Raw genomic sequence first — 17,523 nt, forward strand, 5'->3', positions numbered from 1 at the left:
GTCCACAGGGCTTCACACTGGCAGATGTCACGCACGAAGCGCTCCAGCATGCGCATACCCTGACGGGTGTGGGTCACTTCCGGGTGGAACTGCACGCCGTAGAAGCGTTTTTCTTCGTTCGCCATGATCGCGAACGGGCAGCTTTCAGTGCTGGCAACGGTCACGAAGTCGGACGGGATAGCGGTGACTTTGTCGCCGTGGCTCATCCACACGTCCAGCAGCGGTTTGCCGTCTGCGGTCAGGGAGTCTTCGATACCGCGCACCAGCGCGCTGTCGGTGACGACTTCAACCTGTGCGTAGCCGAACTCACGCTCGTTAGAGCCTTCTACGTGGCCGCCCAGCTGCATCGCCATGGTCTGCATACCGTAGCAAACGCCGAACACCGGTACGCCTGCTTCGAATACGTACTGCGGCGCGCGCGGGCTGTTCTCTTCGGTGGTGCTCTCCGGGCCGGGCGGGGACACGGGCCCACCGAACATCCGCTGAGCGAAATCCCGCCTCCCGGGCGCGCCGCCGGGTCCGCCCGCGCCGCCCCGCCACGCGGTAGACCTGGGGAGCCCGCGCGGCCCGGAGGCCGCCGCGCCGGCCGCGCGACATCCGCGTACGGCCGCCCCCCACAGGGAGGAACGTTTGTGCTGGAACGCACCGCTCACAAGAACCGCACCGAGGTGACCTTCGTCCTGCCCGCCGGGGACCCCCCGGGCGACGTCAGCGTCGTCGGCGACTTCAACGACTGGACGCCCGGCGCCCACCCCCTCACCCCCCGCCCCGACGGGCGGCGCGCCGTCACCGTGAAGCTGGAGGCCCGGCGGGTGCACCACTTCCGCTACCTCGCCGCCGGGGACTACTGGTTCAACGAGGACGAGGCCGACGGCCACGAGGGCGACAACAGCCGCCTGACCACCTGAGCCGCCCCCGGGCGCCCCGGCCGCCGGAGGCCGGTCACCCGCTCGGGGGCGAGTGTCGGTCGACGAGCAGGGCGTCCCGGTCTGGTGGGGTGGACCCCGTCGGCGGACCGGGCGAGGAGCCGCCGGCGTGGACCCGCCCGCGGGAGGGAGACCGGATGCCCGCCGTACCCGCTCCGGGACGCCGCTCCTGTGTGTCGCACGACGCCGGGACCGTCCGCGCCTTCCTGGAGGACGCCTACGGCTCCAGGGTCGAACTGACCGTTCTCACCCCGGCCCCGGAGCCGTACCGCATCACCCACACCGACGCGGGCGACCTCGCCGGCGGGGACCTGGTGCTCCCGGGCCGGCTCGGATTCGTCTCGGGACCGCCCCGGTGGCTGGTCGTCGCCACCGTCCGGGCGGGCCGTCTCACCCTGCGCGACGGTCGCGACGAGTACCCCCTGACCGCCGGCCAGACCTTCCTGGACGGCCGCTTCGGCCACTCCCTCACCACCCGCACCGAGGACCTGGAGCTGCGCACGGTGGCGATCCCCTGGGACGCGGTCCGTACGGCGGCCCGCCGCGCGGTTCCCGGGGACGACCGGCCGGTCCGCTTCACCGGGCTGCTCCCGTGCGACGCGGCCCACGCGACGGTCTGGCAGCGCACCGCCGACTTCGCGCACCGGACCCTGCTGGCACCGGACCTGCCCGCCTCCCCCCAGGTCCTCGTCGAATCGGCGCGGCTGCTGGCCGCGACCGCGCTCGCCGTGTTCCCCAACACCGTGCTCGGCGCACACTCGCAGGGCCCCCCGCCGGCCGAATGCCGCGACACCGCCTCCGACACCCTCCGGCGCGCCGTCGCCTTCATCGAGGGCAACGCCGCCGCGGACATCGGGCTCGCCGACATCGCCGCCGCCGTACCCGTCACCCCCCGCGCCCTCCAGTACGCCTTCGCCCGCCACGCCGACACCACCCCCCTCGGGTACCTGCGCCGGGTCCGGCTCACCCGCGTCCACGACGAGCTCCGGGCCGCGGCGCCGGACGACGGGCTCAGCGTCTCGCGCATCGCCGCCCGCTGGGGCTTCGCCCACGCGGGCCGGTTCGCCGCCACCTACCGGGAGGCGTACGGCCGCTCCCCCTCACAGACCTTCAGGGCGCGGGAGTGACGAGTGGCCCGGGCCGCCCGGAAGGACGGTTCCGGGACGAGGGGCCGCGCGCCGTTACCGCGGGGCCGTGGTGGGCAGGTGCCGGGAGCGGCGCCTGCGGCGGCCGGCACCGACGACCCGCCGGCCACCCGGCGCCGGCGCGGCCGACCGGCCGCGGCCCCCCGACACGAGGAAGAGGAAGCGATGCGACGGCCCCCCGCCCCCGAGCGCCGCGACTGCACGACCGGGGACCCCGAAGCGCTCGCCGCCTTCCTCGCGTCGGTCTACGGAACACGGCTCACCGCCCGCGCCCCGGACCCGGCCGCGCGCCCCTACCGGGTCTCCTGCGTCGCCGCCCCCACCGCCGTGGCCGGCGAGCTGGAACTGCCCGGCACCCTCGGCTTCGCCGCGGGGCCGGCCTCCCTCCTGGTCGTCTCGACCCTCCTGGCGGGCCGCGTCACCGTGGCGGAGGGCCACGAGGAACACCGCTTCGGGCCGGGCCACACCTTCCTGAGCGGCCGCCTGGGCCGCCCTCGCACCGCCCGTACGCAGGACGCGGCCGTCGAGAGCCTGGCCGTGCCCTGGGCCGCCGTCCAGGCCGCGGCCGGGCGGGCCGAGGCGGGAGCGCACCGGGCGGTGCGCTTCACCGGCCTCGCCCCCCTCGACGACAGCCGGGCCGGCATGTGGCGGCGCACCGCCGAGTTCGTCCGCCGCTCCCTGTTCGCCGGGGGTCCGCCCTGGTCCCCGCTCATCCTCGCCGAGGCCGGGCGGCTCCTGGCCGCCACCGCCCTCGCGGTGTTCCCCAACGACACGGTCACGGCCACCGGAGACGGGCCCGGCGGCTCCGACGCCACCTCCGACACCCTGCGGCGCGCCGTCGCCTTCATCGAGAACAACGCCGACCGGGACATCGGCCTGGCCGAGATCGCCGGATCCGTGCCGGTCACCCCCAGGGCGCTCCAGTACGCCTTCGCCCGGCACGCCGGTACCACGCCGCTGACCTACCTGCGCAGGGTGCGCCTCGCAGAGGTCCACGCGGAGCTGCGGGCCGCGGACCCGGCGGGCCCGGTCACGGTGACGGAGGTCGCCGCACGCTGGGGCTTCGCGCATGCCGGCCGGTTCGCGGCCGCCTACCGCAGCGCGTACGGGGCCACGCCCTCACAGACCCTCCGGCACCCGGGCGGAGACTGATCCCCGGATGTCCCGACCGGCAGGAGGAGGCGACGGGCGGACACTCCGCCGGGCCCGGTCCCGGCCCGGAGCCACGCCCGCGCACCCGCCGCCCGCCGGGCGGCCCGGTCACCCGGCAGAATACGTCCGTACACCTGGCGTCACGCACGGCAGGCGCCCCGGGGCACAGGACAAGAACGGCAGGGAGGTGCGCGCATGACCGAGAACCCGGCGGGGGACGGCGGGGGGAACGGCCCTTCCCTCAGCGAGCTGCGGATCGCGGTCGTGCGCGAGATCGCGACCGCTCTGACGGGCGTGCCCGCCGAAGACGTGCCCGGACGGCTCTGCGCCGCCCTCCTGAACCTCCTGCCCGTGACCGGCCTGGCCCTCAACCTGACCGCCGAGGGCATCTACAGCACCACCCTCGGCGCCACCGACGCCACGGCGAGCCGCCTGGCCGACATCCAGTTCACGCTCGGGGAGGGCCCGGGGGTACGGGCCGCCGAGGTTTCCGCCCCGGTCCTCGCCCCGGACCTGTCCCAGGACGCCAGGCGCTGGCCGCTGTTCGTGCCGCAGGCCCTCCAGACCGGGGCCCGGGCCATGTACGCCATCCCGCTCGGCAACTCCACCGTGGTGATCGGAACGCTCGACCTCTACCGCGACACGGCCGGCAGGCTGGCACCCGCCGACCTGGCGTCGGCCGTCCTCGCCGCCGACGCCTCCACCGCGGTCCTCGCCGGCCTCGACCACGGCAAGGCGTCCCCCGAGGGCGTCGCCTCCTGGCTCCACGGCGCCGGAGAGGCCCACAATGAGGTGTACCAGGCGGCCGGCATGCTGATGGCCCAGCTCGGAGCCAAGGCGGACGAGGCACTGCTCCTGTTGCGCGCCCGGGCCTTCCGCGAGGGGCGCACCGCGACCGAGGTCGCCGAGGACGTGCTCCTGCGCAGAATCGACTTCACCGAGAATGACTAGTGCCAAGCCCACCAGGGACCGGAAGCAGGCGACCGAGATGACCCGCGAACAGCAGTTGGCCAGGGCCTTCGTCAGCCTTGCGGACACCCTCGCACCCGGCTTCGACCCCCTGAGCCTCTTCGACGGCCTGGTCCGCCACTGCGTGGGCCTCCTCGACGCCGACGCCGGCGGCGTGATGATGGGCGATGCCCGCGGCGGCCTGCGCATCATGGCCGCGTCCGGGGAGGACGCCGTCCTGCTGGAGCTCCTCCAGCTCCAGACCGGCAGCGGACCCTGCCTGGACTGCTACCACAGCGGCCTGCCCCTCTCCGTTCCCGACCTCGCGGCGGACCGCCACCGGTGGCCGGAACTGGCCACGGCCGCGCTGGAGGTCGGGTACCGCTCCACGCAGACCGTCCCGCTGCGCCTGCACGAGCAGGTCATCGGCGCGCTGACCCTCTTCCGCCGGGCCGAGGGACGCCTGGACGCGGAACAGACGGAGGTCGCCCAGGCCCTCGCCGACTCCGCCGCCCTGTCCCTGCTCCACTGGAGCGCCGACCCGGACCCCGGCGCCGAGGTGCTCACCAAGACCCAGGCGGCCATCGCCTACAAGAACGCCCTGGAGATGGCCAAGGGCATGATCGCCCAGCATGCCGGGGTGAGCGTGGAGGAAGCCTCGGCGCTGCTGCGCGGCTACACCATCGACCGCGGGGTCTCACTCGCGGACACCGTCCACGCCCTGGTCGCGGGCTCCCTCGACCTCGGCCGGATCACCGCCCTGCCCCGGCGGCCGTGACGATGCCCCCGGCTCACTCCCCGAGGGCCCGCGCGGCGACCCGCAGGTCGGCCACCAGCCCCCGGTAGGCGCCGTCCCGGTCCCGCGCGCGCAGCACCGCCGACGGGTGCACGGTCACCAGGACCCGGGCCTCGGGCAGTGAGGCCCCGTCCCGCCGCGCCGCGTCGTCCGCGGGCAGCGGCTCCAGCAGGCCGCGGTGGTCACCCACCCGGAAGGGACCGCCGAGCAGCGCCCGCCCGGCCGTCGCCCCGAGGGCCACGACCAGGAGCGGCCGGACCGCCGCGAGCTCCGCCACCAGCCACGGCCGGCAGGCCGTCATCTCGCGCAGGCTCGGCGCCTTGTGGATCCGGCGCTTGCCCGGCTCCGGCACGGTGAACTTGAAGTGCTTCACCGCGTTGGTGAAGTACGCGGACGACTCGTCGAGACCCGCCTCGGCCAGGGCCCGGCGCAGCAGCGCGCCGGCGGGCCCGACGAACGGCTCCCCCTCCCGGTCCTCACGGTCCCCGGGCTGTTCGCCCACCAGGACCAGGCGGGCCCGCCGCGGTCCCGCACCGAACACCGTCTGCGTCGCCGCCGCGTACAGCGGGCAGCCGCGGCAGGAGGCCGCCGCCCGGCCCAGCTCGTCGAGGTCGGCCGTGTGCGGCACGTACGGGCGGGCGTCGTGCTCCGCCCCGCTGCCGGCCTTCTCCCGCGTGCCCGCCATGCCGCTCACCTCCGACGTGCCCCGGGACACAGTGCCGTGGCCCGTCCGGCGTCTTCACCCGGGCCGGTGGGGGCAAACGTCACCGCCCGCCATCGCGGCGCCGCCCGACCGTCAGCACGTTCCCGTGCGGGACGGTCTCGTACCCCGCCGCGTCCAGGGCGGCGCGCAGGGCGGCCCGTACCGTGCGCTGGATGGCGTGGGCCGGCCTGCCGCCGTCGTGGGCGTTCCAGGAGACGGCCACGCCGCCCCGCCCGTCCTCCCGCACGTCGACGCCCGGCTGGGCCGGCGTACTGCCCAGGGGGAAGCCCGAGGAGGCCAGCGACGCCGTGACGTCGACGGCGCGCACCCCGCCGGCCCGGTCGGCCGGTCCGGCCGGCGCCGGAACGAGCGGGCGGAACGCGGGGCCGGCGGCCGTCACCAGGACGACCGGGCCGCCCGCACGGACCCGCTCCCAGTACCCGGTCAGGGCCGTGCGGGCGCCCGGAGCGCAGAAGGTGACGCGGGCCAGGTCCAGGTCGATGCCGGCGGGTGAGGCCGTCAGCGCGGCCTCGCAGGTCGCCAGCAGATCGGGGACGTCCACGTCGTCGATCGACCCGGCCACGCAGACCACCGTCCGGCCCCCGCCGCCGTCGACGCTCGTGGCCAGGTAGGGGTGGGCGGGCGGCTGCCCGGCCTTCGGGGTGTAGGCGACGGACGCGGCCACGGCAGACTCCTTCCAGGCTTTCCCATCATGGCCCCGCCGGCCCCACCGGCGCTGCCCCCCGAACGAAGCCCCGCCCCGGCGCCGTCCGCCCGGCGAACTCCGCCCAGGACCGCCCCTCCCGTCGGCCCGGCAGGGGGAGCCGGGCAGGGGCGGGGCATGAAGTGCGCGCGGCCGGGCAGGCGTCCGGCGAACGGACGGCACCGGCCCGGCCCAGCCGCGGCCCGGAGCCGCAGCGGTGCCCCGGTCCGGGGACCGCGGTGTGTGAGGCGGTGGGTGTGCATGGAGACGCAACCGACGGTCCGGTGCCCGAACGGTCCGGCCCCCGAGCCCGAGGAACTGATGGAGATCGCCTACGAGGTGGGCCGCGACTACCTCCGCTGGCGCTCCCGGCTGGCCGAACCGGACGGCGAGGGCAGCTGGATCCAGCTGTTCCGCGCCGACCGGATCGGCGTCTGGGCGATCAGCTGGCACCACATGCCGCCGGGAACCTGCTACCTGGACCACGAACGGGTCAGGGGCGCGGTGTACGTGGCGCGCGGCGCCCTCACCCACGAGCGGGCCCGGCTGGGCAGCGCCCCGCACACCACGGAGATCGGTGCGGGCAACGCCTTCTGCTTCGACGAGACCTTCTACCACCGCATGCACGCGGCACGCGACGCCGGGCCGACCGTCACCGTCCACGTGTTCGCCACGCCCGCCGCGCCCGCCGAGGCGGACGGCCCGGACGGCCTGCCGCTGCGCCTGGGCCTGCCCTGAGGCCCACCCCGGACCCGCGTCAGGCGCCCTCGTCGTAGGTGCCCGCCTCGACCTCCAGGGCGAGTTCCTGAAGGACCTCGATGGAGGACACGTCCGTGCGCCCGCTGTCGTGCGCGATCGCCAGGCTGGTGAACGCCAGGCTGAACCCGGAGACCATCGTGTGCAGGGCCGGCCCGAGGGCCTCGGCCACCAGGGCCGCCACCTGCTGAGGCGTCGCGTCGGCCGGGACCCGGATCGACGGCAGCATCTCGTTCAGCAGCAGGGTCGCCACCCCCGGCGCCTGCGCCGCACCGGTCTCCCCGGCCAGGGCGTCGTCGCCGTCGCCCCCGTTCTCCACGGCCCGGCGGACGTCCTGGGCCTCGGTGAGGATGCCGATCACCCGCTTGAGTATCTCTGCGCGCTCCATTGTGGGGAGCCTAGCCCCACGCCGCGCGCGGCGCCGCGGGAAACGCGCCCTCGCCCCGGATCCGCCCTCAGCCGGACGGGGGCAGCAGCGGGCCGAGGGGCCCCAGGTCGAGGTTGAGGTCGGCGAGACTGTAGCCGTGCTGGGCGCACAGCTCCGTCATCCGGTCGTGGAGGGCCAGCAGCGTGGCGCCGAGTTCCTCCTCCTGGGCCTCGCTGAGGCCGCCCGCCTCGACGCGCCGCAGGGCCTGGCGTTCGATGAGCTGGCGCAGCAGCTCCACGACGGTGAGGACGAGCTTCACGAGGTCCTCCGCTGCACTGTCCGGGCCGGTGCGGACCCGTCGGGCGGGCCCGTGCGGGCCGGCCGTCTCGGCGGGGGCGGCGGGCAGCAGGCGCAGCGCCTCGGCCATCGCGTCGCCGACACCGCGCAGGTCGGCCGCGGCGGGACCGTCCGGGGAGGGGCGGTCAGCGGCCATCGCGGTCACCGCCCGGCGGTCGGGGGCCGTCGACGGTGGCGGCGGAGCAGACCAGGGCGCGCAGGGAGATGCGGACGAGGTCGATGTCGGCGATCGACAGCACGATGTCGCCCGCGATGACGACCCCGCCCGCCAGGAGCCGGTCGAGGAGGTCGACGAGGGCGACCTGCCGTCCGGGCAGGGAGACGTCGCGGTGGTCGGCGGGTGTCATGGCGTCCACGGCGCCGCAGGCGGGGGTGTGGCGGCGGCGAAGGAGTAGGGCGCCCACGGGCCCGTCACCTCCACCCGGATCCCGGGGAGCCCGCGGGCGACGCCGTCCAGGGCCGCCAGGAAGGCCTCCGCGTCGGCGTCGGCCACCAGATAGGCGTCGTTGAGGACGTTCTCCCCCGGCGCCGCGGCGGCGAGCGGGCCGCTCTGCACCGGGTGGCTCACCCGGTCGGAGGTGTGGCGGCGGGCGACGTCGGCCAGGCGTTCGGCGGCCAGACGGGCCTGCCGGTGGTGGTCCTCGTGGGCGGTGCGCTGGCTCCGCCGGGCCTGGAGGTAGGCCCGGCCGGGGCTCACGGCGGCGGACGGCGCGGCGGAATCGGCGGGAACGGCCGGGTCCGGGGCGGCGGCCGGGCGGACGTAGAGCTTGACCCCGTACTCGGTGTGACCGCTGAGACGCGCCAGCAGCGTGGCGAAGGCCTGCCCCTGCGTGCGCAGGACGCCCAGCGCGCCGGCGTGGTCGGCGTAGAGCGTGGCCAGGCGCAGGGGCAGGACCGTGGTGTGCGCGGCCAGGGCCTCGACGACCCGGTGGTGGTGGCGTGCGGCGTCCTCCAGCCACCGCAGGTCCTCGAAGCGGGCCTTGAGCGCGTCCTCGTCCCACTCCGGGCGCGGAACGTCGCTGATGACGAAGGCGACCGGCCCCGGATCGTCGCCGGGGGCGTGCAGCAGCGTGACGGGGCGGCCCTCCACACCGGTGAGGGACGGCAGCAGCCGCCGTACCGCGGGCGCCGGGGGCGCGACGGCGTACACGTACGTCAGCAGCGCCTCCGGCGGGGTCGACGGGGCGGGCGGGGCGTTCATGACCGTGGCCTGCGCTTCGCCGGGCCGCGGACGGGGGCCTCGTCCTCCCGGCGGGCGGCTGACCCGGCGACCCCGGGCTCCCCCTGCGCCTCGGGCAGCGCGGGGGTGCGGCGCAACCGCGCCAGTTCGGCGCGCAGCCGCTCGTTCTCGGCGGCCAGCGAGCCGTCCTCGCCGCGGGAGGACAACGAGGCGTCGTGCTCCCACCAGTCGATGCCCATCTCCTTGGCCTTGTCCACGGAGGCGATCAGGAGGCGCAGTTTGATCGTCAGCAGCTCTATGTCCAGCAGGTTGATGCGGATGTCGCCGGCGATCACGATGCCCTTGTCCAGCACGCGCTCCAGGATGTCCGCCAGGCTGGCCGAGGAACCCGGCGGGTATCCGGCCATGGCGGGACCCGGGCCGAAGCTGCGGGCCATCGGGTCGGTCACCGCACTCACCTCCGGCGGTCTCGTCGTATCGCGTCGCGTCGGGTCATGTCACCGGCCGGTGCGGCCGCGGAACTCCTCGATCTCCCTCAGGCGGTCGAGCAGCACCTCCTCCTCGCGGTCGAACGTCTCCTGGTCGATCTGCCCCTCGACCAGGAGGCGTTCGAGTTCGGCGAGTCCGGCCCAGACCGGGGCGGGGTCGTAGTAGCGGGCCTCCGCCTCCTGCGCCACGCGCTCGGCCGCCCAGAGCGCGGCGCGCACCGGCAGCAGGGGAGCGGTGATCAGTTTGCCGAGCAGTCCCATGGCCGGGCGCTCCTCTCGTCCTGTCGCCCTACGGAACGAAGCTGTACGGCGGGAGCGGCCCCGCCACCCGGGTGCGCACCCCCTCGCCGGTCTCTCGGGCGAGCCCGGCGTGCGCGTCGAGGAAGGTGTCTTCGCCGTCCCGGGGGATGAGCAGGGAGAGGTTGAGGAAGTCCTCGCCGGTGGGCGGGTGGACGACGTACGCGCGGGCCATCGGGGCCAGGGCCCGGATCAGTTCCGTGGACGCGGTCGAGCGGCGCGCCTCCACCTCGGCGGCGACCAGCTGCCCCAGTTCCAGCGGGAGTCTGGGGTCCGTGTGCCCGGAGAGGATCTCGTCGTTGAGGCTGCTCGCGCGCGGTGACGCGTCCAGGATGCTGCGCAGCAGGACGCTCTGCTCCTGCCCCGCCTTGATGTTGTACTCCGCGCACCCCTGGACGCCGGCCAGGGCGTCGAGGTAGGTGGCGGCACGCTCGTCGAGGACCCGGCGCACGCTGTCGTCGTCGGGCGCGGTGTAGCCGAACCGCAGCGGCAGCGGGGTCCCGTCGGCGAGGAGCCGGTCCAGGACCGCCTGGTGGGCGGCGATGTCCCGTCGCCGGGGCCGCACCTCCTCCTCCACGTCGCTGACCACGGCCCGGAGTCCTGCGCTCTCCACCACCCGCACGGGCGGTTCCCCGGAGCCGATGCCGGTGAGGCCGTCCAGGCGGCAGGGGTGATCGCCCCGGGCCACCGCGTACACGTAGACGGCCATGGGGTCACTCCCTCTCCCGGCGCGCCGGCCGGTGCGCGGTCCTGCGGCGCCGGACGGGCCGCTCTTCCTCCACCGGCTCCTCCTCCGGCTCCTCCTGCTCGTCGTCCTCGTCCTCGTCGCTCCCGCCGGTCAGCGACTGCTTCACGGCGTCGACGGCGCCGCTCAGGGCGCCCTTGGCCTTGCCCCGGCTGCCGCCCTCGACCATGTCGCCGACGACGTCCGGAAGCTGCGCGGGGGCCTTGCGGCCCGTCTCCAGATCGAGCCGGTTGCAGGCCTCGGCGAAACGCAGGTAGGTGTCCACGCTGGCCACCACGATGCGCGCGTCGATCTTCACCAGCTCGATTCCGACCAGGGAGATGCGCACGAAGACGTCGATGACCAGTCCCCGGTCGAGGATGAGTTCCAGGACGTCGTAGAGACTGCTTGAGGTTCCGCCCCCGCCGTCGCTCCTGACGACCGCTCCCGATCCCTGCGGCATCATCGTCATGGCGTCGCTTCCCTTCCCTGCCGGTCCGGTGTGGTGTCAGCGGCCCGGCCGGTCGACCGTGCCCCGGCTGTACCTCCGGGTCCTCTCGTAGGAGATCAGTTCGCCTTCCTCGTCCAGCGACACGGTGTAACTGCCCATGACGCTGGTGGTGTCGGGAATGCGCTCCAGCTCGACCACCTCGACGACCGCCTCCCAGCCGTCCTCCGTGGGTTTCACGGAGGAGACCGAGTCGGGCGTCCGCCCCAGCAGCTCGGCCAGTTGCTCGGCGGCGGCCCGCAGCACGGCGGCCGCACCGGGCGCACCGCGCTTGCGGGCTGGGCGTCGCGTGGCCATGTGCTCCCCTCGTGAACGAATCTCCATGGACTAGCGCCCCTCCCCAGGTGTGCCTGGAACATACCTCTTATATGGGACTTTTTTGGCATATGCCGCATATTCTCCATCGGTGCGAGCAGGCCTCTAGGTACCGCCCGGGTCGGACGACCCCCGGCACGGCGCGTTGACCGACCACCTTTGGAAGGGACCAGGCTGATGGACGACGCGAGCAAGATCGCCCTGGCGGCCGCCATCGCAGGGGGCTACCTACTGGGCCGGGCGAAGAAGGGGCGCATGGCCCTCTCCCTGGCCACCTACCTCGCGGGCCGCAGGTTCGGCCTCGACCCGGGCCAGCTCATGACGCAGGGACTGAAGAAGCTCGGCGAAATGCCCCAGGTCGCGGAACTCGGTGAGCAGGTGCGCGGCGAAGCCTTCGAGGCCGGCCGCAAGGCCCTCGCCGCGGCCGCCAACCGGCAGCTGTCCGGCCTGGCCGACACGCTGCACGAGCGCACCCTCGAACTCACCCGGGGCCCCGAGGACAAGGCGAAGGACGAGGACGAGGACGCCTACGCGGACGAGGCCGAGGCCGAGGACGAGGACCGGGCCTACGAGGACGAGGAGCCCGAGGAGGACGCATACGAGGACGAGGCGGAACCGGAGGACGAAGAGGAGGAGGAAGAAGCCGCAGACGGAGACGAGGAGGACGAAGAAGAGGAGGAACCGGGCGAGGACGAGGAAGAAGAGCCGCCGCGCAAGGCGCGGGCCGCACCGCGCCCCCGCCGGACTCCCTCGCGTGCCTCCGCGTCACCCCGGACCTCCTCGCGCGCCGCCCCCGCCCGCAAGGCGGCCGCCGAGCCGGCGAAGAAGCCCGCTTCCGGCGGCAGGGCGTCCAAGAAGGCGGCCGCCCCGGCGAAGAAGGCCGCCTCGCCGCGCCGTGCCCCGGCGAAGAAGGCCGCTGCGGCGAGGCCGGCGGCCAAGCCGGCCGCGAAGAAGGCGCCGGCCAAGCGGACGCCCGCCAAGCGGACACCCGCCAAGAAGGCCGCCACCGGCCGGTCGGCCCGCAGCGGGACGGCCAAGAAGACCGCCGCGCCGGCGAAGAAGACGTCGGCCCGCAAGCCGTCGACGCGGAGGTAGCGCCATGGCCACCACCGAACGCTCCCCCTCGGGGAGCAAGACGTCTCCTGTGGACCAACTGCTCGGCGAACTCGGCGAGTACCTCTCGGCGCAGGCCGGGAACCTGGCCGACAAGGCCGCCGACAAGATCGACGACTTCACCGACCAGCTCTACGACGTGGTGGACAACGGCGGTTCCCTGGCCGGCATCGGAGGCCGGCTGCTCCAGGGCGACTCGCCCGTCAAAGCCGCCATGGGCGGCATCGTGGACAAGGCCAAGGAGGTCGGCAGCGGGCTGCTGGGCGGAGGCAAAGGCAAGAGCCGCAAGGGGGGCTCCAAGCCCACCCACATCGCCGAGTCCGTCGACATCGGCGTACCCGTGCGCACCGCCTACGACCACTGGACCCGGTTGGAGGACTTCAGCGGCTTCGCCAAGGGGGTGCGCAGCGTCTCCCAGGACGACGAAACGACCTCCGCCTGGAAGGTCAAGGTCGGCCCGTCCACCCGTACGTGGAAGGCCACCATCCAGGACCAGATACCCGACGACCGGATCGTGTGGACCTCCGACGGGCCCAAGGGAACCACCCGCGGATGCGTCAGTTTCCACGAACTGGGGCCGTCCCTCACCCGAATCCTCCTGGTGGTCGAGTACTACCCGTCAGGGCTGTTCGAACGGACCGGAAACCTCTGGCGGGCCCAGGGCCGGCGGATGCGCCTGGACCTGAAGCACTTCCTGCGCCACGTGACGCTCTCCGGCGACGAGGACCCCGACGGGTGGCGCGGCGAGATCCGCGACGGTGAGGTGGTGACCACCCACGAGGAGGCCGTGGAACAGGAGGGGCAGGACGAGGACGGGGACGAGGAGTACGAGGAGTACGGCGAGGAGGAGGACGAACCCGAAGAGGGAGAGGAAGCGGAGGAAGGCGAGGACGAAGAGGAAGAGGAAGAGGAACCAGAGGCAGAAGCGGAAGAGGAAGAGGAAGAGGAAGAGCCCGACGAGGAGGAGCGCCCCCGGCGCAGGCGCCGCCGCTGACGGCGGGGCGCCACGCCCTCGTGCGGAGGCCGCCACCCCCACCCGGGGATGGCGGCCTCCGCACGAGCCGGCCCCCCGGCTAGTGCTTCAGGGCGTCCTTGGCCTTCTGTCCGGCCTGCTTCGTGTCGGCGACGGCCTGCTCGGCACGCCCCTTCGTTTCGAGGCTCTCGTTGCCGACCATCTTGCCGGTGGCCTCCTTGACCTTGCCCTTGGCGTCCTTGCCGATGTTCTTGGCCTTCTTGCCCGCTGCCATGCGTGTTCACCTCCTGGACAGAGCTTCACTACGCCGCATTCCCGGCATACCAAGTCATATGCGCCGAACCGCTGTTTTTCTCCGCCCCGTCACCGCTCTGCGTCGAGCACGGTGGCACCGCGGCGCAGTACCGCCGTCCGGCGGACGAGGACGGTGGGGACGAGCCAGCAGCTCGCACACCACACCACCACCGTCAGGTCCACGACCAGGGCCGTGGGCGCGCCCAGGACCGTGCGCAGCACGATCAGCAGGGCCAGGGCGACCATGCCCAGCAGCAGGACCAGCCCCGTCAACGTCAGCCGCGCGGCCCAGACCACCGCCTCGGGCTTGACCCCGAGGCCGGTGACGAGGCGGTGCAGGCACACGGGAGCGGTGAGCGCTCCCGTGGCCGCGCCGCCGAGGACCACGCAGACGACGTACAGGAGGTGGTCGGTGACCGGGAGATGGCCGAAGACCTGCGTGAACGGGGCGGCCAGCAGGAACGCGAGGAGCAACTGGACGGCCGTCAGGGCCACGCGCACCTCGTGCAGCAGCTCACCCCACAGCCGGTCCGCCCGTTCGTCGCAGCTCTCGTGCCGGTCGCCCGGGCCGAGCAGACGGGCCCGTTGGTGCGTCCTCAAGAGCAGCCGGTTCGACATGGCGGCCTCCTCGCGGTGATCTGTGCGTCTGCCCCGCGACGCGGCCGCCATGCGGCCCTCCAGGCCGGAACCGCCCGGGGCCGCACCGCCGTTCCCCGGCCGCACGGCGGCGCGGCCCGCGCGGTTTCAGCGCGGACGCGGGTGCAGCCACAGCGTCACACCGTGGTCCCCGGCGCCGGAATCGACGACCCCACCGCCGGCCCTCGCCCTGGCGGCGCCGGGGCCGGCACGTCACCGTGTGCGAACGCGCCCCGCACCGCATCGGCCCCGCCCCCGATGCCCTGCGCGCCCTTGACGCCATCGGCGTCGACGTGGCCCGCGCCGTCGGCAGTGCCATTCCCCGGGGATGGGCGCCAGCGCCCCCGGCCCCCCGGCCGGTCCCCCCGGGCTCCTCGTGCCCGGTCGCCGCGCCGGTGAGCGGAACCCGGGGCGGGTCCTCGATACTGGCCGCCATGACCGACTCCCCGTCCCAGCCGCCGCACGCGTTCTCCCGCATCAAGATCCGCGTCGGGGCCCTGGTGTTCTGCGGCGACGAGGTCGCCCTCATCCGCAGGGAACGCGCCGGCTCCCTCCACTACACCCCGCCCGGCGGCAACGTCGAGGACGGGGAGGACCTCACCGCCGCGCTCCGCCGGGAGCTGGAGGAGGAACTCGCCCTGGACATCGACCGGGCCGAGGGCGGCGACCTCCTCTGGGTCGTCGATCAGCGGGTCACCCGCCCCGGCCCCACGCCCCCGCCGCGCAAGCTCCACCTGATCTACCGCCTGCACGTCACCCCCGGCCTCCGGGCCACCCTCGCCGCGTTCGAGCAGGACGAACTCCCCGACGGCGGTCACGACATCGGCACCATCGAGTGGATCGACCACCGGGAGACCGCCGGCCTGCCGATCTTCCCGCCCATCGGCCCCGCCCTGGCGGCCCTGCCCCACCCGCGCGCGGTGGTGGCCGACGCCTCTCTGGGCGCCGTCACGGACGAGACCTACACCTGGGTGTGACGCGACGGCCCGGCCGGATCAGGGGGGGCGGGGGTGGTACGGGGCGACGAGCGGCCCGGCCAGGGAGCCGGCTCCAGGAGACCGCCGCAGCGGTCCGGGTGCCGAGTTCGCGGCGTCCCCGTCCAGCCGTTCGCCGAGTCCCCGGCCTCGCGGTGCGGCCGGGCCCGTCGCGCCGGCCCCCTCGACGGCCCGCGCGAGCAGCCGCCGGCCTCCCGGCAGGTCCGGGCCCGGCGCCGCGGCGGCACCGGGTGACGGGCCGCCGCCGTGGCCCCCGAACGCGCGCGGAGGCCCGGCGGATCGGCTGGTCGAGGTCGACGGCCGCCACGTCATGACGTCCACGGCCTCCGGCACCGCCCGGACCGGCAGGTACGTGGTCGGAGCGATCGAGACCGTCGCCGGCCGGCTCGCAGGGGCCGGCGTCGAGCCGCTGACCCTCCTCGCCCGCCTGACCTGGCGGCGCCCGCTGTCGGACCCCTCTACGACCATGGCCCTGTGAACGCGCCGCTCCCCGCACTGCATCCGACCCGCCTGTTCCGCCACGACCCCGGCGGCTTCGCCCACCACCCCGGGCTTCTGGAGGAGCCCCTGTTCTGGTGGCAGCACCTGAGCAGCTGCCTCCGGGAGGGGATACCCCGCTCCTGGCTCGGGCCGCGCGACCCCCGCGCCGCCCGGGCGTTCTCGCGGCGGCTGTGGGCCGGGGCCGACCGGCCGGTCTTCACCGTCCCGCTCGCCGGCGGGCTCCGTCTGCACGTGGTCTACCAGAACGCCGACCAGGACACCGGCGTCGATTACGTGGTCCATCACCCCGCCTGGGCGGAGGCCGAGCCCCTCGCCTGGGACGCCGGGCACTGGCGTGGGCCGGGGCTGTCCTGGGACGAGCTGACCGGCGCGGCCGACAACGGCCTGCCCGGCGGCACCACGACCGACCCCGGCCTCCGGCTGCTCCTGCTGCTGCCCGCACTCGGCGACCGCGAGCCGCCGGCCGGCGCGGGCGCACGGCTCGCGGCCTGCCTGCGCGACCGCCTCGGCGCCTCCGAACCCGGGCGGCTCGCCGCGGCCGTACTGCGCCGCCAGGGCAGGGCCGGCCCGTCCCGGTGGAGCACCGACGCCCGCGGAGTGCGCACCGACGACGGCCCCCACTCCTTCCGCAACCCGGCCAACCGGGACGCCCTGCCCGACTGCCGCCTCGCCCAGATCTCCGCGGCCCTCACGGACCGCCGAGCCGCCCCCCACCGCGACCGCCGGCCGGAGGACTGCCGGCCGGACGGCTGCCCGGCCACCCCCCGCTCCGCCGCCGACTGCCCCCGACGGGCCGCGTACACGGCCTGGCTCACCGCCCTGACGGCGGACCCGGCGCCCCCCTTCTGACCCCCGCCATGCGCGCCCCTGGCCGGTACGAGCGCTCAGTGCGGTCCGCACCCCGACGGCGGGCCGGCGGCGTCCTCGTCCGTCATGCGGCGCCGGACCTGGTCCTCCTGCGCGAGGCGCCGCAGCAGTTCGAAGACGGGGGCGCAGATCGCGAAGACGATGACGGCCCGCTCGGCGAGGGCCACCGGGTCGTCGAGGCACTCCGCACGCTCCAGGTCGAGCCGGGCCACCGACTCGGCCAGCCTGGCGTAGGCGGCCAGCTCGCCCGGGGCGTACTGCGCGTCCAGCCGCCGGAGCTCCTTGAGGGCGGCCGTGAGCCCCCGTACGTGCGGTGAGGTCTCCGGAGCCCGCCAGTCGAGGGACGCCAGCAGCTCCGCCACCTCCGTACCGGCGGCCTCCTCCGCCTCCGCGTCCTCCGCCTCGTCCGCCCCGCCCTGGGAGGAGGCGACCGGCACCGGGAGCGCGTAGCTGATCGCACCGAGGGCGCCCTCGGTGGTGTCGGCCTGGTCGACCGCGCCGAGCACCTCGCGGGTGGCGGCGATGGACAGGCCGCCGAGCGTGGTCAGCGCCTTGATCAGCCGCAGCCGCTCCGCGTGCTCCTCCCCGTACTCGGCCAGGGTCGCGGCGGTCGCCCGCCCCGCGGGCAGCAGGCCCTGCCGCCGGAAGTACTTGATGCTGGCGACCGGAACGCCGGTGCGCCGGCTGAGCTCCGAGATCTTCATGCGGCCTCCCCGCCGGTCGTCCGGGCCGGTTCCCGCCATCGGCGGCCGTGGCGATTGGACACCACAACAAGATAC

26 protein-coding genes are annotated in these 17,523 nt (G+C 74.9%); 11 read left to right on the top strand and 15 right to left on the bottom strand.

Annotated features, from left to right (window positions below; translation table 11 throughout):
* Positions 1–464: glutamine-hydrolyzing GMP synthase (gene guaA / locus WDV06_RS16610; protein ID WP_463668216.1), on the bottom strand; the 464-nt coding region annotated here is incomplete at its 3' end.
* 168 nt (positions 465–632) lie between these two features.
* Here guaA and WDV06_RS16615 point away from each other — a divergent pair.
* The 5 genes from WDV06_RS16615 to WDV06_RS16635 all read left to right on the top strand — a co-directional run bounded on the left by WDV06_RS16615 (position 633) and on the right by WDV06_RS16635 (position 4,949).
* Positions 633–908 carry an isoamylase early set domain-containing protein gene (locus WDV06_RS16615; RefSeq protein ID WP_395510516.1) on the top strand — a complete coding sequence of 92 codons (276 nt, stop codon included), beginning with the start codon at positions 633–635 and terminating at the stop codon, positions 906–908.
* Between the two features lie 155 nt (positions 909–1,063).
* Positions 1,064–2,053, top strand: a complete 990-nt coding sequence (locus WDV06_RS16620) for a helix-turn-helix transcriptional regulator (protein ID WP_395510517.1) — start codon at positions 1,064–1,066, stop codon at positions 2,051–2,053.
* A gap of 183 nt (positions 2,054–2,236) precedes the next feature.
* Positions 2,237–3,223, top strand: a complete 987-nt coding sequence (locus tag WDV06_RS16625; protein ID WP_395510518.1) for a helix-turn-helix transcriptional regulator — start codon at positions 2,237–2,239, stop codon at positions 3,221–3,223.
* 195 nt (positions 3,224–3,418) lie between these two features.
* Complete coding sequence (locus tag WDV06_RS16630; protein ID WP_395510519.1) at positions 3,419–4,174, top strand: ANTAR domain-containing protein; 756 nt, start codon at positions 3,419–3,421, stop codon at positions 4,172–4,174.
* Positions 4,167–4,949 (top strand): GAF and ANTAR domain-containing protein, encoded by a 783-nt coding sequence (locus WDV06_RS16635; protein ID WP_395510520.1) that lies wholly within the window; start codon positions 4,167–4,169, stop codon positions 4,947–4,949. Before WDV06_RS16630 ends, WDV06_RS16635 begins: the two co-directional genes overlap by 8 nt.
* A 13-nt stretch (positions 4,950–4,962) precedes the next feature.
* Here the strand turns inward: WDV06_RS16635 and WDV06_RS16640 are convergent, their stop codons facing one another.
* Positions 4,963–5,652, bottom strand: coding sequence for a UdgX family uracil-DNA binding protein (locus WDV06_RS16640; protein WP_395510521.1), 690 nt, complete (start codon positions 5,650–5,652; stop codon positions 4,963–4,965).
* A 79-nt stretch (positions 5,653–5,731) separates the two neighbouring features.
* Positions 5,732–6,355, bottom strand: a complete 624-nt coding sequence (locus WDV06_RS16645) for an STAS domain-containing protein (protein ID WP_395510522.1) — start codon at positions 6,353–6,355, stop codon at positions 5,732–5,734.
* Positions 6,356–6,634: 279 nt separating this feature from the next.
* Here WDV06_RS16645 and WDV06_RS16650 point away from each other — a divergent pair, with 279 nt between their 5' ends.
* Complete coding sequence (locus WDV06_RS16650; protein WP_395510523.1) at positions 6,635–7,111, top strand: cupin domain-containing protein; 477 nt, start codon at positions 6,635–6,637, stop codon at positions 7,109–7,111.
* A gap of 19 nt (positions 7,112–7,130) precedes the next feature.
* On the opposite strand, the gene WDV06_RS16655 is transcribed toward WDV06_RS16650, so the two are convergent.
* The 9 genes from WDV06_RS16655 to WDV06_RS16695 form a co-directional block, all read right to left on the bottom strand.
* Entirely contained in the window at positions 7,131–7,517 is a 387-nt protein-coding gene (locus WDV06_RS16655) for a hypothetical protein (RefSeq protein ID WP_395510524.1), read from the bottom strand.
* Positions 7,518–7,584: 67 nt separating this feature from the next.
* Positions 7,585–7,989: a gas vesicle protein K gene (locus WDV06_RS16660; protein WP_395510525.1), complete on the bottom strand. Its 405-nt coding sequence runs from the start codon at positions 7,987–7,989 to the stop codon at positions 7,585–7,587.
* On the bottom strand, positions 7,979–8,200 hold the full coding sequence (locus WDV06_RS16665) for a gas vesicle protein (protein ID WP_395510526.1): 222 nt from the start codon (positions 8,198–8,200) through the stop codon (positions 7,979–7,981). The genes WDV06_RS16660 and WDV06_RS16665 overlap by 11 nt, the downstream gene beginning before the upstream one ends.
* A complete protein-coding gene (locus WDV06_RS16670) occupies positions 8,197–9,054 on the bottom strand; it encodes a GvpL/GvpF family gas vesicle protein (RefSeq protein WP_395510527.1) in 858 nt (285 codons plus the stop codon). The genes WDV06_RS16665 and WDV06_RS16670 overlap by 4 nt, the downstream gene beginning before the upstream one ends.
* Positions 9,051–9,482 carry a gas vesicle protein gene (locus WDV06_RS16675; RefSeq protein WP_395510528.1) on the bottom strand — a complete coding sequence of 144 codons (432 nt, stop codon included), beginning with the start codon at positions 9,480–9,482 and terminating at the stop codon, positions 9,051–9,053. The genes WDV06_RS16670 and WDV06_RS16675 overlap by 4 nt, the downstream gene beginning before the upstream one ends.
* A gap of 48 nt (positions 9,483–9,530) precedes the next feature.
* On the bottom strand, positions 9,531–9,782 hold the full coding sequence (locus WDV06_RS16680; RefSeq protein WP_395510529.1) for a gas vesicle protein GvpG: 252 nt from the start codon (positions 9,780–9,782) through the stop codon (positions 9,531–9,533).
* Between the two features lie 28 nt (positions 9,783–9,810).
* Complete coding sequence (locus WDV06_RS16685; protein WP_395510530.1) at positions 9,811–10,527, bottom strand: GvpL/GvpF family gas vesicle protein; 717 nt, start codon at positions 10,525–10,527, stop codon at positions 9,811–9,813.
* 4 nt (positions 10,528–10,531) lie between these two features.
* Positions 10,532–11,014 carry a gas vesicle protein GvpJ gene (gene gvpJ / locus WDV06_RS16690; protein WP_395510531.1) on the bottom strand — a complete coding sequence of 161 codons (483 nt, stop codon included), beginning with the start codon at positions 11,012–11,014 and terminating at the stop codon, positions 10,532–10,534.
* A gap of 36 nt (positions 11,015–11,050) precedes the next feature.
* Entirely contained in the window at positions 11,051–11,347 is a 297-nt protein-coding gene (locus WDV06_RS16695) for a gas vesicle protein GvpO (RefSeq protein ID WP_395510532.1), read from the bottom strand.
* A 195-nt stretch (positions 11,348–11,542) separates the two neighbouring features.
* Between WDV06_RS16695 and WDV06_RS16700 the strand changes: the two genes are divergently transcribed.
* Entirely contained in the window at positions 11,543–12,460 is a 918-nt protein-coding gene (locus WDV06_RS16700) for a histone protein (RefSeq protein WP_395510533.1), read from the top strand.
* A 4-nt stretch (positions 12,461–12,464) separates the two neighbouring features.
* Positions 12,465–13,472 carry an SRPBCC family protein gene (locus tag WDV06_RS16705; protein WP_395510534.1) on the top strand — a complete coding sequence of 336 codons (1,008 nt, stop codon included), beginning with the start codon at positions 12,465–12,467 and terminating at the stop codon, positions 13,470–13,472.
* Between the two features lie 79 nt (positions 13,473–13,551).
* On the opposite strand, the gene WDV06_RS16710 is transcribed toward WDV06_RS16705, so the two are convergent.
* Together WDV06_RS16710 and WDV06_RS16715 are read right to left on the bottom strand one after the other, a co-directional pair.
* The gene (locus tag WDV06_RS16710) at positions 13,552–13,725 is read right to left on the bottom strand and encodes a CsbD family protein (RefSeq protein ID WP_395510535.1); all 174 of its coding nucleotides are present in this window, start codon (positions 13,723–13,725) and stop codon (positions 13,552–13,554) included.
* An 89-nt stretch (positions 13,726–13,814) separates the two neighbouring features.
* Positions 13,815–14,363, bottom strand: coding sequence for a DUF6328 family protein (locus WDV06_RS16715; RefSeq protein WP_395510536.1), 549 nt, complete (start codon positions 14,361–14,363; stop codon positions 13,815–13,817).
* Between the two features lie 452 nt (positions 14,364–14,815).
* Between WDV06_RS16715 and WDV06_RS16720 the strand changes: the two genes are divergently transcribed.
* From WDV06_RS16720 to WDV06_RS16730, 3 genes are all read left to right on the top strand, one after another.
* On the top strand, positions 14,816–15,358 hold the full coding sequence (locus WDV06_RS16720; RefSeq protein ID WP_395510537.1) for an NUDIX domain-containing protein: 543 nt from the start codon (positions 14,816–14,818) through the stop codon (positions 15,356–15,358).
* 328 nt (positions 15,359–15,686) lie between these two features.
* Entirely contained in the window at positions 15,687–15,854 is a 168-nt protein-coding gene (locus WDV06_RS16725) for a hypothetical protein (RefSeq protein WP_395510538.1), read from the top strand.
* Positions 15,851–16,726 (top strand): hypothetical protein, encoded by an 876-nt coding sequence (locus WDV06_RS16730; protein ID WP_395510539.1) that lies wholly within the window; start codon positions 15,851–15,853, stop codon positions 16,724–16,726. The genes WDV06_RS16725 and WDV06_RS16730 overlap by 4 nt, the downstream gene beginning before the upstream one ends.
* Before the next feature lie 35 nt (positions 16,727–16,761).
* Here WDV06_RS16730 and WDV06_RS16735 read toward each other — a convergent pair whose 3' ends face one another.
* Positions 16,762–17,448 (bottom strand): MerR family transcriptional regulator, encoded by a 687-nt coding sequence (locus WDV06_RS16735; RefSeq protein ID WP_395510540.1) that lies wholly within the window; start codon positions 17,446–17,448, stop codon positions 16,762–16,764.
* Positions 17,449–17,523 lie beyond the last annotated feature (75 nt).

The organism is Streptomyces racemochromogenes (genome assembly GCF_044129415.1).
Classification (GTDB): domain Bacteria; phylum Actinomycetota; class Actinomycetes; order Streptomycetales; family Streptomycetaceae; genus Streptomyces; species Streptomyces racemochromogenes_A.

Excerpts from the sequence above, each read along its gene's own strand:
- WDV06_RS16665 (WP_395510526.1), bottom strand. The coding sequence starts at position 8,200 with ATGACACCCGCCGACCACCGCGACGTCTCCCTGCCCGGACGGCAGGTC.
- WDV06_RS16715 (WP_395510536.1), bottom strand. The coding sequence starts at position 14,363 with ATGTCGAACCGGCTGCTCTTGAGGACGCACCAACGGGCCCGTCTGCTC.
- WDV06_RS16720 (WP_395510537.1), top strand. The coding sequence starts at position 14,816 with ATGACCGACTCCCCGTCCCAGCCGCCGCACGCGTTCTCCCGCATCAAG.
- WDV06_RS16710 (WP_395510535.1), bottom strand. The coding sequence starts at position 13,725 with ATGGCAGCGGGCAAGAAGGCCAAGAACATCGGCAAGGACGCCAAGGGC.
- WDV06_RS16650 (WP_395510523.1), top strand. The coding sequence starts at position 6,635 with ATGGAGACGCAACCGACGGTCCGGTGCCCGAACGGTCCGGCCCCCGAG.
- WDV06_RS16685 (WP_395510530.1), bottom strand. The coding sequence starts at position 10,527 with ATGGCCGTCTACGTGTACGCGGTGGCCCGGGGCGATCACCCCTGCCGC.
- WDV06_RS16630 (WP_395510519.1), top strand. The coding sequence starts at position 3,419 with ATGACCGAGAACCCGGCGGGGGACGGCGGGGGGAACGGCCCTTCCCTC.
- WDV06_RS16725 (WP_395510538.1), top strand. The coding sequence starts at position 15,687 with ATGACGTCCACGGCCTCCGGCACCGCCCGGACCGGCAGGTACGTGGTC.
- WDV06_RS16700 (WP_395510533.1), top strand. The coding sequence starts at position 11,543 with ATGGACGACGCGAGCAAGATCGCCCTGGCGGCCGCCATCGCAGGGGGC.
- WDV06_RS16660 (WP_395510525.1), bottom strand. The coding sequence starts at position 7,989 with ATGGCCGCTGACCGCCCCTCCCCGGACGGTCCCGCCGCGGCCGACCTG.
- WDV06_RS16625 (WP_395510518.1), top strand. The coding sequence starts at position 2,237 with ATGCGACGGCCCCCCGCCCCCGAGCGCCGCGACTGCACGACCGGGGAC.
- WDV06_RS16735 (WP_395510540.1), bottom strand. The coding sequence starts at position 17,448 with ATGAAGATCTCGGAGCTCAGCCGGCGCACCGGCGTTCCGGTCGCCAGC.
- WDV06_RS16635 (WP_395510520.1), top strand. The coding sequence starts at position 4,167 with ATGACTAGTGCCAAGCCCACCAGGGACCGGAAGCAGGCGACCGAGATG.
- WDV06_RS16640 (WP_395510521.1), bottom strand. The coding sequence starts at position 5,652 with ATGGCGGGCACGCGGGAGAAGGCCGGCAGCGGGGCGGAGCACGACGCC.
- WDV06_RS16680 (WP_395510529.1), bottom strand. The coding sequence starts at position 9,782 with ATGGGACTGCTCGGCAAACTGATCACCGCTCCCCTGCTGCCGGTGCGC.
- WDV06_RS16670 (WP_395510527.1), bottom strand. The coding sequence starts at position 9,054 with ATGAACGCCCCGCCCGCCCCGTCGACCCCGCCGGAGGCGCTGCTGACG.
- WDV06_RS16655 (WP_395510524.1), bottom strand. The coding sequence starts at position 7,517 with ATGGAGCGCGCAGAGATACTCAAGCGGGTGATCGGCATCCTCACCGAG.
- WDV06_RS16705 (WP_395510534.1), top strand. The coding sequence starts at position 12,465 with ATGGCCACCACCGAACGCTCCCCCTCGGGGAGCAAGACGTCTCCTGTG.
- WDV06_RS16695 (WP_395510532.1), bottom strand. The coding sequence starts at position 11,347 with ATGGCCACGCGACGCCCAGCCCGCAAGCGCGGTGCGCCCGGTGCGGCC.
- WDV06_RS16620 (WP_395510517.1), top strand. The coding sequence starts at position 1,064 with ATGCCCGCCGTACCCGCTCCGGGACGCCGCTCCTGTGTGTCGCACGAC.
- gvpJ (WP_395510531.1), bottom strand. The coding sequence starts at position 11,014 with ATGACGATGATGCCGCAGGGATCGGGAGCGGTCGTCAGGAGCGACGGC.